The 15,989-nt window shown below is 73.0% G+C and carries 11 protein-coding genes; 3 read left to right on the top strand and 8 right to left on the bottom strand.

The annotated features are described in order from the left end of the window. Positions 1 to 104 precede the first annotated feature (104 nt). Both FBY22_RS42265 and FBY22_RS42260 read right to left on the bottom strand, forming a co-directional pair. Positions 105 to 2,237 (bottom strand): flotillin family protein, encoded by a 2,133-nt coding sequence (locus FBY22_RS42265; protein WP_142154040.1) that lies wholly within the window; start codon positions 2,235 to 2,237, stop codon positions 105 to 107. A 42-nt stretch (positions 2,238 to 2,279) separates the two neighbouring features. Continuing rightward, the gene (locus tag FBY22_RS42260; RefSeq protein ID WP_142154038.1) at positions 2,280 to 2,897 is read right to left on the bottom strand and encodes a hypothetical protein; all 618 of its coding nucleotides are present in this window, start codon (positions 2,895 to 2,897) and stop codon (positions 2,280 to 2,282) included. Positions 2,898 to 3,100: 203 nt separating this feature from the next. Between FBY22_RS42260 and FBY22_RS42255 the strand changes: the two genes are divergently transcribed. After that, entirely contained in the window at positions 3,101 to 4,159 is a 1,059-nt protein-coding gene (locus FBY22_RS42255) for a CdaR family transcriptional regulator (RefSeq protein WP_142154036.1), read from the top strand. Here FBY22_RS42255 and FBY22_RS42250 read toward each other — a convergent pair whose 3' ends face one another. From FBY22_RS42250 to FBY22_RS42240, 3 genes are all read right to left on the bottom strand, one after another. Continuing rightward, positions 4,160 to 7,153 carry a glycine--tRNA ligase gene (locus FBY22_RS42250; RefSeq protein ID WP_142154034.1) on the bottom strand — a complete coding sequence of 998 codons (2,994 nt, stop codon included), beginning with the start codon at positions 7,151 to 7,153 and terminating at the stop codon, positions 4,160 to 4,162. Positions 7,154 to 7,228: 75 nt separating this feature from the next. Next, positions 7,229 to 8,026 (bottom strand): TIGR03943 family putative permease subunit, encoded by a 798-nt coding sequence (locus FBY22_RS42245; protein ID WP_142154032.1) that lies wholly within the window; start codon positions 8,024 to 8,026, stop codon positions 7,229 to 7,231. Beyond that, positions 8,023 to 9,075, bottom strand: coding sequence for a permease (locus FBY22_RS42240; protein WP_260845391.1), 1,053 nt, complete (start codon positions 9,073 to 9,075; stop codon positions 8,023 to 8,025). The genes FBY22_RS42245 and FBY22_RS42240 overlap by 4 nt, the downstream gene beginning before the upstream one ends. Before the next feature lie 192 nt (positions 9,076 to 9,267). On the opposite strand from FBY22_RS42240, the gene FBY22_RS42235 reads away from it, so the two are divergent. Next, complete coding sequence (locus FBY22_RS42235) at positions 9,268 to 11,166, top strand: NAD-binding protein (protein WP_142154030.1); 1,899 nt, start codon at positions 9,268 to 9,270, stop codon at positions 11,164 to 11,166. A gap of 199 nt (positions 11,167 to 11,365) precedes the next feature. Here the strand turns inward: FBY22_RS42235 and FBY22_RS42225 are convergent, their stop codons facing one another. Further along, complete coding sequence (locus FBY22_RS42225; RefSeq protein ID WP_142154026.1) at positions 11,366 to 13,186, bottom strand: prolyl oligopeptidase family serine peptidase; 1,821 nt, start codon at positions 13,184 to 13,186, stop codon at positions 11,366 to 11,368. Positions 13,187 to 13,353: 167 nt separating this feature from the next. Between FBY22_RS42225 and FBY22_RS42220 the strand changes: the two genes are divergently transcribed. Next, positions 13,354 to 14,148, top strand: a complete 795-nt coding sequence (locus tag FBY22_RS42220) for an SURF1 family protein (RefSeq protein ID WP_174267431.1) — start codon at positions 13,354 to 13,356, stop codon at positions 14,146 to 14,148. Here FBY22_RS42220 and FBY22_RS42215 read toward each other — a convergent pair. Then, a complete protein-coding gene (locus FBY22_RS42215; RefSeq protein WP_142154023.1) occupies positions 14,121 to 15,281 on the bottom strand; it encodes a hypothetical protein in 1,161 nt (386 codons plus the stop codon). The two genes, FBY22_RS42220 and FBY22_RS42215, sit on opposite strands and share 28 nt — an antisense overlap. Next, entirely contained in the window at positions 15,278 to 15,874 is a 597-nt protein-coding gene (locus tag FBY22_RS42210; RefSeq protein ID WP_399212886.1) for a SigE family RNA polymerase sigma factor, read from the bottom strand. The genes FBY22_RS42215 and FBY22_RS42210 overlap by 4 nt, the downstream gene beginning before the upstream one ends. Between the last annotated feature and the right edge of the window lie 115 nt (positions 15,875 to 15,989).

Here is a 15,989-nt window from a genome sequence, read left to right as displayed (position 1 = left end):
CAACAGATCGGTGCATCACTGTTCCGGAGCCGCCGTCCCCTCGTGCGGCGGCTCCGGAACGGTTCAGGGGGTGGCGCGGTGGGTCGTCTGCGGCGCCGTCGTGGCTAGTCGCGCAGTTCCCCGCGCCCCTTGGGGGCGGTGCCGTTCACGGACGCCAAGGGCGTGTCCGCGACGCCCAGTTCGCCCGCCCTGTCGAGGAGTTGGCGCAGCGCGACCGAATCCGCGCCGCCCGTGTTCATCAGCTTCAGCAGCAGCGCCGAGACGGTGAGGTTCTGTACGTCGGCGGTGGAGACCGAGCCCAGCACGCGGCTCACGTCCTCGGTGAAGCTCGCCGTGCCGTCGAGCCAGGGCTTCGCCAGCGCCTGCGCGGTGTCCGAGTTCTGGACGAAGCCGTCGACGCCCTTGCCCAGCGAGATCGCCGACATCAGCCGGTCGAAGAAGACGGACTCGCCGCCGACGATGTCGATGTCGGCGTTCTCCAGGCCGGTCGCCAGGACCGTTGCCTGCGCCTCGGCGACCTGCCGCTGCATGTCGAGGCCGGCCAGGCGGATCTCCTTCTCCGCGGCCAGCCGCAGCCGGTACTCCTCGTGCCCGCGGGAGGCGTCGTCCAGGGCGGCCATCGCGACCGCCTTCTGGCTCAGGCCCTCGGCCTCGGCCTTGAGCTTCTCGCCGATGCCGGTGGCCTCCGCGAGCGCCTTGGCCCGCGTGCCCTCGGCCTCGGCCCGCAGCCGCGCCTCGGCGCCCTCGGCCTCCGCGAGCGTCCTCGCCCGCGTGCCCTCCGCCTCCGCCCGCAGCCGGGCCTCCGTGGCCACGGCCTCCGCGCGGCCGGCCTTCTCGGTGACCTCGGCCTCCTTGTCGCGGACCTGCACGGCGGCCAGTCCCGCGGCCGCCTCCTCCGCCTGCACGCCTTCCGCGAGCCGCAGCTTGGCCCGCGCGTCGAGGTCGGCGGACTTCAGCCGCGCCTCGGCGAGGGTGAGCTGTTCGGCCGCCCGGTGCCTGGCCGCGGACTCGGCCGCCTCGGCGGCCTTGATGTCCTTGACCAGCTTCTCCTGCGCTTCGGCCTCCGCGGCGATGATCACCGACTGGCGTTCGCGCTCGGCCTCCTCGACGACGCGCAGCTTCTTGATGGCCTCCTCCTGCTCGGCGACCGTGCGGTCGACGGCGATCCGCTCCCGGATCACGTCCGCGACCGTCCGGCGCTCGGCCTCGACCTCCTTGTCCTTGGCGATCCCCGACAGGGCGGTCTCCCGTTCCCGTGCGATGACCTCCAGCAGGCGGTCCTTCTCGATGCGCTCGTTCTCCACGGCGATGACCCGCTCGCGGTTCTTCTGCGCCACCGCGATCTCGCGGGCCTGGTTCTCGCGCTGGACGCCGAGCTGTTCCTCGGTGCGCAGGAAGGCGGTCTGGGCGCCGAGCCGTTCCTCCTCCTGCACCTTCGCGGTGACGGCCTCCTCCTTGGCGCGCAGGGTCTCCACCTCGCGCCGCTGCCTGATCTCCGCCTCGGCCTGGCGGCGCTCGAGCTCCAGGATGGTCTCCCGGGCCTCGACGTTCTGCCGGGTGATCTCCTTCTGCTCGGTGCGCTCGTACTCGTTCGTGCGCACGTGCTCGACGGTGGTCAGCTCGGTGATCTTCCGGATGCCCTGGGCGTCGAGGATGTTCGCCGCGTCCAGCTGGGTCATCGGGGTCTGCTCGAGGAAGTCGATGGCCGCGTCGTCGAGGTGGTAGCCGTTGAGGTCGGTGCCGATGACCTGGATGATCCGGTCCCGGAACTCCTCGCGCTTGGTGTAGAGGTCGACGAAGTCCAGCTGCTTGCCGACGGTCTTGAGGGCCTCGGAGAACTTCGCGGCGAAGAAGTCCTGGATCGCCGCCGGGTCGCTGGCGGTGTGCGTGCCGATGGCCTGGGCGACCTTGATGACGTCCTCGACGGTCTTGTTGACCCGTACGAAGAAGCTGATGTGAATGTCGGCGCGGATGTTGTCCCGGCAGATCAGCCCCTCGCGGCCGGTACGGCGGATCTCGATGGTCTTCACCGAGATGTCCATGTACTCGGCCTTGTGCAGCACCGGCAGGACGACGGCCCCGGTGAAGGTGACGTCGACCTTCTTCGTCTTGGAGATGATCAGCGCCCGGCCCTGCTCCACCTTGCGGAACAGCCGGCCGACCACCAGCAGCAGGGTGAGCGCGATGAGCAGCACGACGGCGACGAGCACGCCGACGCCCACGGTGATGGCGTTCATGACATGAGTCCTCGAAGGATGAAGTGGGTGGGTGAGCCGAAGTCAGACGGAAGGGTGACGCCGGGGGTCGAGCGCGCTGTCGTAGGGCGCGACCCAGAAGAACTCGCCGGTCTCGTCGTACGCGTACAGAAGTCCGGTGCTGCCGCTGCGCAGGGCGTCGTCGCCCGACTGGCGCACCTGGACCAGCGCGCTGGAGCCGTCGGCCGGCCTGACCTCGGCCTGTCCGAAGCCGCCGTCCACCCGGCCGGTGCGGATGGTGCAGGTCAGACCGACGAAGTCGTACCGGGAGGGGCCGGGGGCGTCCGGGAGGAGGTGACGCAGGGGACGCACGAGCAGCCGGGTCGTCCGCCAGGCGACCAGCAGCGCGACCGCCAGGACCGCGACCCGGAACGCGGCCCGGGCGAGCCCGAACGGCATCAACGGGTCCAGCAACACCGTCGTACTGAGGCTGACGAACCAGGCGACCGCGGTGAGCAGGGAGAACGCGACCGTCACCGGCACCCCGCCCATCCCCCACGCCTCGAAGTGCTGGTGCCCGTGGAAGCCGTGGTGGTCGGCCGCGCCGACGGCGGTCAGCAGCCAGAAGACGACGACCACGACGAGAGCCGAGCTGAACAGGATGGTGGGAAACCCCGCGGCGGCCGCGAGAAACGCCCCCATGGTCCCCGACCCCCGTTTCCTCGTCTCCCTGGGTCCCGATGCCGGAAACCGGCATCGGGACCGACCGTGGTGCTCCCCGCGGCCCATGGTGCGCGCCCTGCGCACGCCCGCGCATTGCCGGTTTCCGGCAGTGTTCACTAGGGTTTCGATGCCGGAGCCGCGTCAAGGAACCGTCACCGGCGCGTCAGGAAACGGGGGACGGGGTGGCGGAGCGTGAGACGCCCGGCCAGTATCTGGACGGGTATGCCCAACTGCTGGCGGACGTGTCGGCGACCGGCCGGCGGCTGACCCGCGACGAGATAGCGGCCCGGCGCGCGCTGGGCGAGCAGGCCGCGGAGGCCGGTCACGGGCTGCGCGCCCTGATCGTGGCCCACCTCACCGCCACCCGGGCCGCCTGGCCGGCCACGCCCGGCTCCGCCGACAGCACGCTCGCCGCCATGACGCAGGTCGTCGACGCCTTCGCCGAGGGCTACGAGCACGCCCAACTGGTCGCCGTGCGCCGGGAGGAGGCCGCGCGCCGGGAGTTCATCGACGACCTCCTCTACGGCCGCAGCGACCTCGGGCGCCTCGCCGAACGCGCCGAACGCTTCGGCCTGCGCCTCTCGCACGCCCACGCCGTCGCGGTCGCGCAGGGCCCGACGGCCTACGACGAGGGCGCGCCGGTCCCCCGCCGGGTGGAGCACGCCCTCATCGCCCGCTTCGGCGAGCGCAACATCCTGCTCACCACCAAGGACGGGCGGCTGCTGTGCGTCGCGCCCGGTGACCAGGACGAGGTGCTCGCCCACTTCGCCAAGCACGCGTACGCCGCCACGGACGGCTGCCGCGTCGCCATCGGCCGGCCGCAGCAGGGTCCCGGCGGGGTCGTCCAGTCCTACGAGGAGGCCGTCAACACCCTCGAACTGGCCGAGCGGCTCGGGCTGGAGGGGCCCGTACTGCGCGCCGCCGACCTGCTGGTGTATCCCGTCCTCACCCGGGACCGGCAGGCCATGGCCGACCTGGTGCGGGACGCGCTGGGTCCGCTGACCGCGGCGCGCGGCGGTGCGGAGCCGCTGCTGGAGACGCTGAGCGTGTACTTCGAGTGCGGGTGCATCGCCGCGGAGGCCGCGCGGCGGCTGGCGTTGAGCGTGCGGGCGCTGACGTACCGGCTGGCGCGGATCCACCAGCTGACCGGGGCCGATCCGTGCGATCCCGGCCACCGGTACACGCTGCAGACGGCCGTCATCGGGGCGCGGCTGCTGGACTGGCCGGCGAAGGCGCTCTGACTACAGGGCGCTCCAGTCCAGCGTCCGGCTCGTCAGCCGGGCCACGTCCGACAGCAGGGACAGTCGCGCCGTGCGGATGCCCAGGTCGAGGTCCATGACCAGCACCTCGTTGAAGAAGGCGTCGATCGCCTCGACCAGCGGCGCGGACGCGCCCACCAGCGCGGTGAGATCGTCCTCCCGGCCCTGAAGGACACCGCGGACCGCCTCCGTCGCCTCGGCCAGGCGCAGTTCGGCCGGTGCCGTGAGCAACGAGCGGTCGGCGTCCTTGAGTTCGTCGGCGGGCAGGATGCGCACCACCCGCTGCAGCGCCGCCACCAACGCCCCGAACTCGGCGCTCTCGACGTGTTGTTCCAGTGCCGCCAGTACGCGGTCCCCGGTGGCCGGGCGGTCCGCCCAGACCAGTACCGCCTGCAGCAGACGGTGTTCGTGGCCCGCGTCGGTGAGCTGCTGCTCGTAGCGGCGGGCGATCAACTCGGCCGCCTCGGTGAGGCGGTCGGCGGGAACCTCGATGCCCTGGGCGGTGTAGCGGGCGGCCGCCGCGCGCAGGCCGTCGCTCACACCGACCGCGGCCGTCGCCGGCACCGCGCGCAGGACGTTGACCAGGCCGATGGCGGCCCGGCGCACGCCGTACGGGTCGGAGCTGCCCGTCGGCACCGCGCCGATCACGAACATGCCGGTCACCAGGTCGAAGCGGTCGGCGAGGGAGAGCACGGCGCCCGCGTCGGAGGCGGGCAGGGCGCCGCCGGCCGAGCGCGGCAGCTCCATCTCGGCCAGCGCCCGCGCGACCTCCTCCGGCTCGCCGGCACGGCGGGCGTACTCCTCCGCCATCACCCCGGCCAGCCCGGAGAACTCCACGACCATCTGCGAGGCGAGGTCGAACTTGGCCAGCTCACCGGCGCGCCGGACGATCGCCGTGGTGTCCTCGGGAAGCCCTGCGCGGCCCGCGAGTTCGAGGGCGAGGGCGGCGATACGGGTGGCGCGGTCGGCGACCGTGCCGAGGCGGTCCTCGAAGGTCAGCTGGTCCAGGCGGGCACGGAAATCGGCGGGCGCCACCTTCAGGTCGGCCCGCCAGAAGAACGCCGCGTCCTCGTAACGGGCGCGCAGCACGGCCTCGTTGCCCGCCCGCACCACGTCGTCGTCGCAGGCGCCGTTGGCGAAGGTGACGAAGTACGGCATCAGGCGGTCGCCGTCCAGCACCGGCAGATAGCGCTGGTGCTTGCGCATCACGGTGGTCAGCACGCTCGCCGGAAGGTCGAGGTAGCGCTCCTCGAAGGAACCGCGCACCGGGTGCGGGAACTCCAGGATGTCGGTGATCTCGTCGATCAGCCCGGCCTGCCCCGCGGCGTCGATCCGGCCGCCGACCTCGGCCGCCAGCCGCTCGGCGCCGCGCACGACGGCGTCGTAGCGGACCTCGCGCTCCAGGACGATGCCGTGCATCTTCAAAAAGTGCGAGTAGCCCTCGGCGGTCGTCACCTGGACGACCGGGTCGGCAGCGGTGCGGTGGACGCGGGTGGTGGTGCCGGAGGCCAGCGCGGAGACCGTCACGGGCAGCGGGGTGCGGCCGAGCAGGGCCAGCAGCCAGCGGACCGGGCGGGAGAAGGAGAGCGCGGGATCGTTCCAGCGCATGTTGCGGGAGGCGCGCAGCCCGGAGACGACCTCGCGGAGCAGGTCGCTGAGCACCTCGGTGGCCGGGCGGCCGGGCTCCTCGCGGGTGACGGCGACGTAGTCGGTGCCCTTGACGGTGACCGTCCGGACGGCGTCGGGCGCGACGCCCTGGCTGCGGGCGAAGCCCAGCAGGGCCTGCGTCGGGGCGCCGTCCTTGTAGGCGGCCGCCGCCTTCGGCCCGCGCACGGTCTTCTCGGTGTCCGCCTCGCGCGGCTCCACCCGCTCGACGGTGACGACGACCCGGCGCGGGGTGGCCATCACGGTGATCTGGCCGTGCCTCAGGCGGGTCGCGGCCAGCTTGGCGGTGACCGACTCGCGCACCGCGTCGGTGGTGGCGACGACGTCGGCGTACGGCAGTTCCTCCAGGCCGATCTCGAACAGCAGCGTCTCGGTGCCGGGCACGGTGGGCAGCGGGGCGCGCACGGCCGGGGCGCGCTCGGGGGTGATGCCGAGCGGGTGGCCGAGGGCGGTGCGGCGGGCGGCCCACAGCTTGGCCGACTCATGCGTCAGGCCGCGCATCAGGGAGAACGCCTTGGCGCGCTCGGTGGTGCTGATCGCGCCGCGCGCGTCGAGGACGTTGAAGGTGTGGCTGCACTTGAGGACGTACAGGTACGCCGGGACCGGCAGTTCCAGGTCGAGCAGGCGCCGGGCCTCGGCCGCGTACGCCTCGAACAGCCGGTGGTTGGTGTCCACGTCGGCGTCGTCGAGGTAGTAGCGGCTCATCTCGTACTCGTTCTGGCCGAACACCTCGCCGTAGGTGATGCCCGGCGCGTACGCGATGTCCTTGAAGTGGGAGACGCCCTGGAGGTTCATCAGGATGCGTTCCAGGCCGTAGGTGATCTCCACCGACACCGGGTTGAGGGAGACGCCGCCCACCTGCTGGAAGTAGGTGAACTGGGTGATCTCCATGCCGTCCAGCCAGACCTCCCAGCCCAGCCCCCAGGCGCCGAGCGCGGGCGAGGCCCAGTTGTCCTCGACGAACCGGATGTCGTGCGCGGTCAGGTCGACACCGAGCGCTTCGAGGCTGCCGAGGTAGAGCTCCTGCGGGTTGCCCGGGTCGGGCTTGAGGATCACCTGGAACTGGGTGTGCGTCTGCAGACGGTTGGGGTTCTCGCCGTAGCGGGAGTCGTCCGGGCGCACGCTGGGCTCGACGTAGGCGACGCTCCACGGCTCCGGGCCGATGACCCGGAGCGCCGTCGACGGGTTGGCCGTACCCGCGCCGACCTCCGTGTTCAACGGCTGCGTGATCATGCAGCCGTTGGCGCTCCAGTAGTTCTGGAGGGTGAGGATGGCGTCCTGCATCGTCAGCGGGGTCTGGCCGGTCGTCATGGGGCGCATGATGTCACAGGGCCGAATTCCGTGACCTGCTGTTTCTCGGTGCGGACGACTCGGTGGCGAGCCGCGTCAGTTGTTCCAGCTCTCGTCGTACGGGTCCTTCGGCGTCGCCACCGGGGTGGCGGAGGTGACCTTCAGATAGGGGACGGGGCCTTCGTTCACCGGGTCCCTGGTCTGCCGGGCGGTGTAACTCCCCGTGATCTCAAGCCACTTGTCGGGTTGCAGCACCGGAGGGAGCTTGCCGGTGAGGGCGATCTTCACCGGCTGGGCGTCGGCGGCGCAGCAGTTGAGGGCCATGCGGACGAGGTAGGGGGCGCCGGAGCGGTCGAGGGCGACGAAGCCGGTGACCTTGATCTCACGGCCCTTGAGGTTTCGGCCGTGGTCGTAGACGGCGCGGGTGGCGTAGTCGACGACGTTGAGGTCGAGCGGGCCGGTGGCGGGCAGCTTGTCGTAGCCGTACGGCTGCTGCAGGGCCGTACCGGTGCGCATCGCGCTGTAGGAGCCGAGGGCGGGCGGGGCGACCAGGATGAGCGCGAGCAGGGGCAGGACGAGCAGCCAGGAGATGCGGGGCTCGCGATGGGCGTGCCCGTGGTCGTCGTGGAGGTCCTCCGCCTGCCGCCCTTGGTCGTCGTGGACGACAGCCGCGTGCTGCCCGTGGCCGTCGTGCGCGTCCTCCGCATGGCTACCGCGGCCCCGCCACTCGTACCAGACCGTCGCCAGCGCCGCCACGACCAGCACCGCGCCGGAGGCCAGCAGCAGCGGCTGCAGTCCCGCCTTCACATAGCGCAGGTAGAGGTTGGTGAAGCCGGCGTGCAGCAGGGCCACGCCGGTCAGGAACAGGATCGCCGCCTGCGCCTGCCGGTTCACAGCAGCACCGCCCCGGTCAGCACCGCGCCCGCGATCGCGACGACGAAGGTGGCGGGCGCGAAGCGCAGGGCAAAGCCGCGGCCGAAGGTGCCCGCCTGCATGGCGAACAGCTTGAGGTCGATCATCGGACCCACCACCAGGAACGCCAATTTGGCCGTGAGCGAGAACTGCGTCAGCGACGCGGCCACGAACGCGTCCGCCTCCGAGCAGATCGACAGCAGGACCGCCAGGACGGCGAGCGCGAGGATCGCCACCAGCGGGTTCTCAGCCGCCGTGCGCAGCCAGCTCGCCGGGGCCACCGCCTTGAGCGTCGCGGCGGCCATCGCGCCCACCACCAGGAAGCCGCCCGCGTGCATCACGTCGTGCCGGACCGAGTTCCAGAACGCGGCGCCCTTGCTCGGGCCCTCGTAATGGGAGCGCTGCGGGGTGCGCAGCCAGTCCGTGCGGCCGAGGCGCTGCCACAGCCAGCCCATCACGCACGACACGAGCAGACCGGCGACGAGCCGGCCCACGACCATCTCGGGGTCGCGGGGGAAGGCCACCGCGGTCGCCGTCAGCACGATCGGGTTGATCGCCGGGGCGGACAGCAGGAAGGCGAGCGCCGCGGCGGGGGTCACGCCGCGCCGCACCAGCGCCCCGGCCACCGGCACGGACGCGCACTCGCAGCCCGGCAGCATCGCCCCCGCCATTCCGGCGACCGGCACCGCGAGGGCGGGCCGGCTGGGCAGCGCCCGCGCGAAGAACGCCGGCGGCACGAACACCGCGATGGCCGCCGAAAGCAGGACGCCGAGCACGAGGAAGGGCAGCGCCTGCACGAGCACGGCGACGAACACCGTCATCCAGCTCTGCATCACGGGTGCGTTCAGGGCGCCGCGGATGGGGCCCTGCAGCAGCACCAGCGTCAGCAGGAGCATGGTGAGCACCAGCGGCGACCTGGACTCCGACCCGGACCTGGGCGTCGGCCGCTGTGCAACAGGCGGTTCGGGGGCGGCGGCGCGCGTCGGCTCGTGGGTGTCCGGGCCCGTCGGGGCTGGTCTGGTGATGGCCACGGGCGAGGTACCTCCGGTGCTGCGCTGCGGCGGTGCGCTGGTCCTGCTCCCCCTCAGTACGGCGGGAGCGCCGTGGACGTTCAGTGACCGTACGGGTTCTTCGCTGGAACCACCCGTCCCGGTGGGGCAGTCTTTCCCCTCGTGGCGAGCGTTCCGAATCAAGGTCAGCCCGCCGGTGGCGGGTCCGCGCACATGGTGGTCTGCGGTGACGACGGACTGGCCCACCGGCTGGCCGCCGAACTGCGCGGTGTCTACGGCGAACAGGTCACCCTCGTCGTCCCGCCCTCCGAGCGCGGTGTCCGGCTGCCGGTGGTGGGCCGGGCCCGCGCGACGACGACGGCACTGCTCGACCGGGTGACCGCGGCCGTCGGCCGGGCGGGCGGGGCGGGCATCGCCGAACCCGTCGGCGCCCAGCAGGTCCTCGAGGCCACCGAGGCCACCGAGACCGTGCTCGCCGACGCCGGCGTGGAACGGGCCGCCGCGCTCGCCCTCGTGTACGACGACGACGAGACCAACATCCGCGCCGCCCTCACCGCCCGCCGCCTCAACCCCCGGCTGCGGCTCGTGCTGCGCCTGTACAACCGGCGGCTCGGCCAGCACATCGAGGAACTCCTGGACCAGGCCTCCGCGTTGGCCGCGGGCGGCTCCGACGCCACCGGCTTCGACGTCTCCACCACCGTGCTGTCCGACGCCGACACGGCCGCGCCGGCGCTGGCCGCCACCGCCGTCGCCGGCACCAGCAAGGTCGTGCAGACCGACGGGCTGCTGCTGCGCGCGGTGGAGCGCACGCCGCGCCCCGGTCAGCTCCCGGCGCCGGGTCTGGCCACGCTGGCGGTGCTCTCCAGCAACGACCCGGCCGGGGGCGACGGCGTCGGACTCGGCGCCGACCAGGAGCCGCTGCTGCTGCCCGACGCGGCGGCGGTGCGGGGTGCGACCGGGCGCGGGACGGTGGTGCTGGAGCAGGTGTCGTACTCCGGGCCCGCGCTGCCGCCGGCCCGCGGTGCCGTGCCGTTCGCGTCGCTGTTCTCGCGGCGGCTGCGGTGGTCGCTGGCGGGCATGGCGGCGTGCGTGATCGCGCTCGCCATCGCCCTGTCGGCGGTGACCCGGATGCACCCGCTGCGGGCCTTCTACCTGACCCTGCTCGACCTCTTCGCCATCGACGACCCCGCCATCGGACAGCCCATCGGCCGCCAGATCCTCCAACTCCTGTCCGGACTGGTGGGGTTGCTGCTGCTGCCGGTGCTGCTGGCGGCGGTCCTGGAGGCGCTGGGCACCTTTCGCACGGCCTCCGCGCTGCGCAAGCCGCCCCGCGGGCTGAGCGGGCATGTCGTCCTCCTCGGGCTGGGCAAGATCGGCACACGGGTGCTGACCCGGCTGCGGGAACTGCAGATCCCGGTGGTGTGCGTCGAGTCCGACCCCGACGCTCGGGGCCTGGCCACGGCCCGGCGGCTGCGGGTGCCCGTCGTCCTCGGCGACGTCACCCAGGAGGGCGTCCTGGAGGCCGCCAAGATCCACCGGGCGGAGGCGCTGCTCGCGGTGACCAGCGCGGACACGACCAACCTGGAAGCCGCGCTGTACGCCCGCTCCGTGCGGCCCGATCTACGGGTGGTGCTGCGGCTGTACGACGACGACTTCGCGACCGCCGTGTACCGGACGCTGCGGGCCGCCCATCCGCGGGCGTCCACCCGGAGCCGGAGCGTGTCCCATCTGGCCGCTCCCGCTTTCGCCGGGGCGATGATGGGGCGGCAGATCCTGGGGGCGATCCCCGTGGAGCGGCGGGTGCTGCTCTTCGCCGCGGTGGATGTGGACGGGCATCCGCAACTGGAGGGGAAGACGGTCGCGCAGGCGTTCCGGGCGGGGTCGTGGCGGGTGCTGGCGTTGGAGCGGGGGGTGTCGGCGGGCGGTCGGCAGGAGCCGGCCGCGGAGGAGGCGTACGAGGATGGTGGTCGGGGCGTCGCGGGGGCGGGGCTGGTGTGGGATCTGGACGAGGCGTATGTGCTGCGGAAGTCGGATCGGGTGGTGATGGCGGCGACGCGGGTGGGGCTGGCGGTGTTGCTCGGGCGGCGGCGGTGGGAGCCGGCGGGGGCCTGACCTGCCGGCTTGTGCTGAGGGCGGCGTCGGGGTGGCCGGGGTCTGGCCTGGCGCCCGGCGTTGTGGTCGGCCGGGGTGGGTTTCGCTGGCCCGCGCTTGCGGGGTGCCGCCGCGCCCACCCGTGCCGCCCCAGCGGCACGACTGCCCGCGGCTGGGGCGGCACTGCTGCCCGCGGCTGGGGCGGCACGACTGGCCGCGGCTATGCGCCTGCCAGGTGGCGTTCCGCGAACTCCAGTTCCAGGCGTACCTGCTTGATGCGTTCGTCCACCACCAGGGAGCCGTGGCCCGCGTCGTAGCGGTACACCTCGTGGACCGCGCCCCTGGCCTCCAGCCGCTTGACATAGTTCTCGATCTGGCGGATCGGGCAGCGGGGGTCGTTGACGCCGGCCGAGATGTAGACCGGGGCCGTGACCTTGTCCACGTAGGTCAGGGGCGAGGACGCCTCGAAGCGCTCGGGGACCTCCTCCGGGGTGCCGCCCAGCAGGGTGCGGTCCATGGCCTTCAGGGCCTCCATCTCGTCGTGGTAGGCCGTGACATAGTCGGCGACCGGGACCGCGGCGATGCCCAGGGTCCAGGCGTCCGGCTGGGTGCCGAGGCCGAGGAGGGTGAGGTAGCCGCCCCAGGACCCGCCGGTGAGGACGAGCCGGTCGGGATCGGCGAGGCCGGAGGCCACCGCCCAGTCGCGGACCGCCGCGACGTCCTCCAGCTCGATCAGGCCGACACGGTGCTTGAGGGCGTCGGTCCAGGCGCGGCCGTAGCCCGTGGAGCCGCGGTAGTTGACGCGGACCACCGCGTAGCCGTGGTCGACCCAGGCCGCCGGGCCCGCCGCGAAGGCGTCGCTGTCGTGCCAGGTGGGTCCGCCGTGGATGTCGAACACGGTCGGCAGCGGGCCGGTGGCACCGGCCGGCTTCTGCACCAGGGCGTGGATGCGGCCGCCGGGGCCGTCCACCCACACGTCCTCCACCGGGACCGAGCCCGGGGACCTCAGGCCGGGCGGGTCGAGGACGACCTCGCCGGTCGTGGAGCGCACCGCCGAGGGCTCGGCGGCCGAGGACCACAGGTACTCCACGCTGCCGTCGGGGCGGGCCGAGGCGCCGGAGACGGAGCCGGGCGGGGTGGGGATCCGCTCCAGGGAGCGGCCGGCCAGGTCGTACCGGAAGAGTTCGCTGCGGGCCTCGAAGCTGTGCACGATGAGCAGGCCCGCGCCGTCCGGGTACCACTCGGCGCTCACGTCGCCGGGCAGCTCCAGGGCCAGGTCCGTCTCCTCGCCGGTCGCCACGTCCCACACCAGCGGCTCCCAGCGGCCCCGGCGCTGGTGGCCGATGAGCAGGCGGGTGTCGCCCTCGACCGGGGCGAAACCCAGCACTTCCAGGCCCAGTTCCTCGGTGCCGTCCTTGGTGTCGTCGAGCTCGGCGACGGGGGTGCCGTCGGGGCGCAGGACGCGCAGCGCCGAGTGCATGGCGTCGCCGTGCTCGGTGTGCTCGATCGCGATCAGGGTGCCGTCGCGGGAGAGGTCGCCGACGCCCGCCGACTCCCGGTGGCGGTAGATCTCCACGGGGGCCGAGCCGGCACGCACGAGGTGGATCGTCGTGCCCTCCTCGTCGGTGGAGCGGCCGACGACCGCCGTGTCGCCGTCGCGGCCCAGGGCCAGGCCCGCCGGGTAGGAGGCCTCCAGGCCCGGGGCGGCGAGTTCGTCGGGGCCGCCGTCGAAGGGCTGTCTGCGCCAGACGCCGAACTCGTCGCCGTCCTTGTCGTCGAACCACCAGATCCACGCGCCGTCCGGGGAGAGCACGCCGTCCGTCGTGCCGTTCGGCCGGTCCGTGACCTGGCGCTGGGCGCCCGTGGCCCGGTCCCAGGCGTACAGCTCGTACGTGCCCGTGGCGTTCGACACGAACAGGGAGCGGTCCGGGGCGTCCTCGGCCCAGTCGGGCAGCGACACCCGCGGCGCCCGGAAGCGCTTCTCCCAGTCGGGCATGTCCTCGTTCCGCTTGGGGGCAGCGGACCCGTTGCTCTCAGTCATGGCCCCATACTGCCTGCTCGCACGGACAATTCGCCGCCAGGGTCCGCAGGCTGTGGACAACTTCTACCGCGCCCTTACCGAACACAGGTCCAGACGGTCGGCCGGTGGGCGCACCGGAGCGAACCCCGCGGCCGGGCGCGGCGTGGCCGCCCCGTACCGTGGAAGGCGTGTACCGGTTTCTGCTGACGCCCCGGTGGTGGGGGATCAACGTCTTCGTGCTGCTCGCCATCCCCTTCTGCATCTTCATGGGGTCGTGGCAGCTGAGCCGCTTCGAGGGCCGGGTGCAGGACCACCGCGAGGCGACCGCGCAGGCCGCCGACAGCAAGCAGGAGGCCGCGCGCCCCCTGCGGGAACTGCTGCCCGTGGACAAGGCCACGTCGGGCCGGCAGGCCACCGCGACCGGCCGCTGGGGCAAGCAGCTGCTGGTGCCGGACCGCACCCTGGACGGCAGGCAGGGGTACTACGTGCTGACGCTGCTGCGCGTCGACGGCGGCAAGGCGCTGCCGGTCGTGCGGGGCTGGCTGCCGGGGTCGGCCGACGCGGCCCGCGCCCCCGCCGCGCCGAGCGGTGAGGTCACCGTCACCGGCGCGCTGCAGGCGTCCGAGACGCCCGGGGACAACGGGGTGAGCGCCCGGGGCGGCCTGCCGGCCGGGCAGACCGCCGCGATCAGCGCGGCGTCGCTGGTCAACCTGGTGCCGTACGACGTGTACGACGCCTGGGTCACCCTGAACAAGGGGGACTCCGGGATGAAGGCCGTGCCGGCGACGGCGCCGGCCGGCTCCGGGCTGGACCTGAAGGCCTTCCAGAACCTCGGTTACACCGGCGAGTGGTTCGTCTTCGCCGGGTTCGTGGTCTTCATGTGGTTCAGGCTGCTGCGCCGCGAGGTGGAGTTCGCGCGCGACGCGGCGATGGGCCTGGTGAGCGAGGCCGAGGCTCAGGACCCCGCGAGCAGCCCCGTGTAGTAGACGATCCCCGCGCACGCGTTCGGCACCGTGGCGGTGGCCGTCGGCGATCCCGCCTGCGTCGTGTCCGCCACGATGACACTGCCGTCCGCCGTGCCGTCCGTCCTGAGCATCTGGGTGGTCACGCCGCTGTCCGTGCCCGAGGACGTGCTGCCGGTGGTGCTGCTGGTGGTCTCGCCCGTGGGGGACGGGTCGGCGGTCGGGCCGCCGTCCGTGGTGCCGCTGCTGTCGCCGCCGGTGGTGGGACAGCTCTGGGAGGGCACCCAGGCGAACTTCACCTCGTAGGCGGCGCCGGGCTGCAGGATCAGTGAGGCGAGCTCGGTGGACGGGTCGGGCAGGCCGGCCGCCGCGTCCCCGGACACGTGCCGCATGGTGCTGATCTTCGTGGCGTCCGCGGCACCCGCCGTCTGGAAGCCCACCGAGCCGGGGCCGTCGACCGTGCAGGCGGTGGCGGAGGTGTTCACGACACGGAAGGTGCCGTAGACGGTGCCCGCGGCGTCCGGGGCGGCGGCGCTGCCGGTGGCCTGGCCGAGCTGGTCGGCCGTGCAGACCGGGGCCGTCGCGGAGGTCGCCGAGGGGTCGGTGCCGGCCGTGCCGCCGGTGCCGGCGCCGGAGTTCTTGCCCTTGCCGTCGCCCTTGGTGCCGTTCTTGCCGGGGTTTCCGGACTTGCCGGAGGTGCCGCCGGCAGTGCTCTCACTGCCGTCGGTTTTTCCCTGGTTCGCCCCGCCCTGGGCCTGTGAGGCCTGCCCGGCGACGGACGGGTTGACGTCCGAGCCGGTGGAGTTCGAGACGTGCACGAGGGCCGGGACGGCGGTGCCGAGGAAGAGTGCCGCGGCCGCCATGCCGACCATCGCCTGCCGCTTGCGGGCGCGCCGGGCGGGCACGGCCCGCCGCAGGTGCTCCAGTGTGCCGTCGCGCGGCTCGACCGTCTGCACCGCCTGGTGCAGCATCCTGCGCAGAGCCAGCTCGTCCGAGTCGAACCCGTCGGGGCTCTGGTCGTCGGGGCCGTGGTTCACAGTGTCGTTCCCAGCGTGCGATTGCGTGTGCTCTTGCTCGTGCGGTGCCGTCGGCTCGTGCCAGGCGAAGGGCTCGTGGCGGTCTCGGGAGTCGGGTCCCTGGGCGTCCCGGTTCATGCCGGTGCCTCCATCGCGACGCGCAGGGCGGCGATGCCGCGGGAGCCGTACGCCTTCACCGAGCCCAGCGATATGCCGAGCGTCTCGGCGACCTGCGCCTCGGTCATGTCCGCGAAGTAGCGCAGCACCAGGACCTCGCGCTGGCGGCGCTGCAGCCCCTTCATCGCCTTGATGAGGGAGTCGCGCTCGAGCTGGTCGTACGCCCCCTCCTCCGCGCTCGCCATGTCCGGCATCGGCTTGGACAGCAGCTTGAGGCCGAGGATGCGGCGGCGCAGGGCCGAGCGGGAGAGGTTGACGACCGTCTGCCGCAGGTAGGCGAGGGTCTTCTCCGGGTCGCGGACGCGCTTGCGCGCGGAGTGGACGCGGATGAAGGCCTCCTGGACGACGTCCTCGCAGGAAGCGGTGTCGTCGAGCAGGAGCGCGGCGAGGCCCAGCAGCGAGCGGTAGTGCGCGCGATAGGTCTCCGTCAGGTGGTCGACGGTGGTTCCGGCCGCCACGGCGTCCTCGACGCCGTCGCGCTGACTGGGTATGCGGGTGGGCCGCGCTGCGGGCATGGGCGCGATCACCGGCATGCCGCCGGGCGCGCCGGGCATGCGGGGTCGGCTGCGTGTCGCAGCGCTGAAGTCGAGAACCTGGGCCACGTCAGTTGGACACGCTTCCCCCCGTCAGGGTTGTACGTGCCGGGCGTCACTTTCGCGTCATGTGCCG

The sequence above is a fragment of the Streptomyces sp. SLBN-31 genome (assembly GCF_006715395.1).
Lineage (GTDB): Bacteria > Actinomycetota > Actinomycetes > Streptomycetales > Streptomycetaceae > Streptomyces.
Note: the sequence above shows the minus strand (reverse complement) of the source record. Positions and strands in the feature narration are given on the sequence as shown.

What these genes read in the sequence shown, in the direction of transcription:
- FBY22_RS42225 (WP_142154026.1), bottom strand. Translation starts at nt 13,186, where the DNA reads ATGACTGAGAGCAACGGGTCCGCTGCCCCCAAGCGGAACGAGGACATG.
- FBY22_RS42250 (WP_142154034.1), bottom strand. Translation starts at nt 7,153, where the DNA reads ATGACGACCGGCCAGACCCCGCTGACGATGCAGGACGCCATCCTCACC.
- FBY22_RS42215 (WP_142154023.1), bottom strand. Translation starts at nt 15,281, where the DNA reads ATGAACCGGGACGCCCAGGGACCCGACTCCCGAGACCGCCACGAGCCC.
- FBY22_RS42265 (WP_142154040.1), bottom strand. Translation starts at nt 2,237, where the DNA reads ATGAACGCCATCACCGTGGGCGTCGGCGTGCTCGTCGCCGTCGTGCTG.
- FBY22_RS42235 (WP_142154030.1), top strand. Translation starts at nt 9,268, where the DNA reads ATGGTGGTCTGCGGTGACGACGGACTGGCCCACCGGCTGGCCGCCGAA.
- FBY22_RS42260 (WP_142154038.1), bottom strand. Translation starts at nt 2,897, where the DNA reads ATGGGGGCGTTTCTCGCGGCCGCCGCGGGGTTTCCCACCATCCTGTTC.
- FBY22_RS42210 (WP_399212886.1), bottom strand. Translation starts at nt 15,874, where the DNA reads ATGCCCGGCGCGCCCGGCGGCATGCCGGTGATCGCGCCCATGCCCGCA.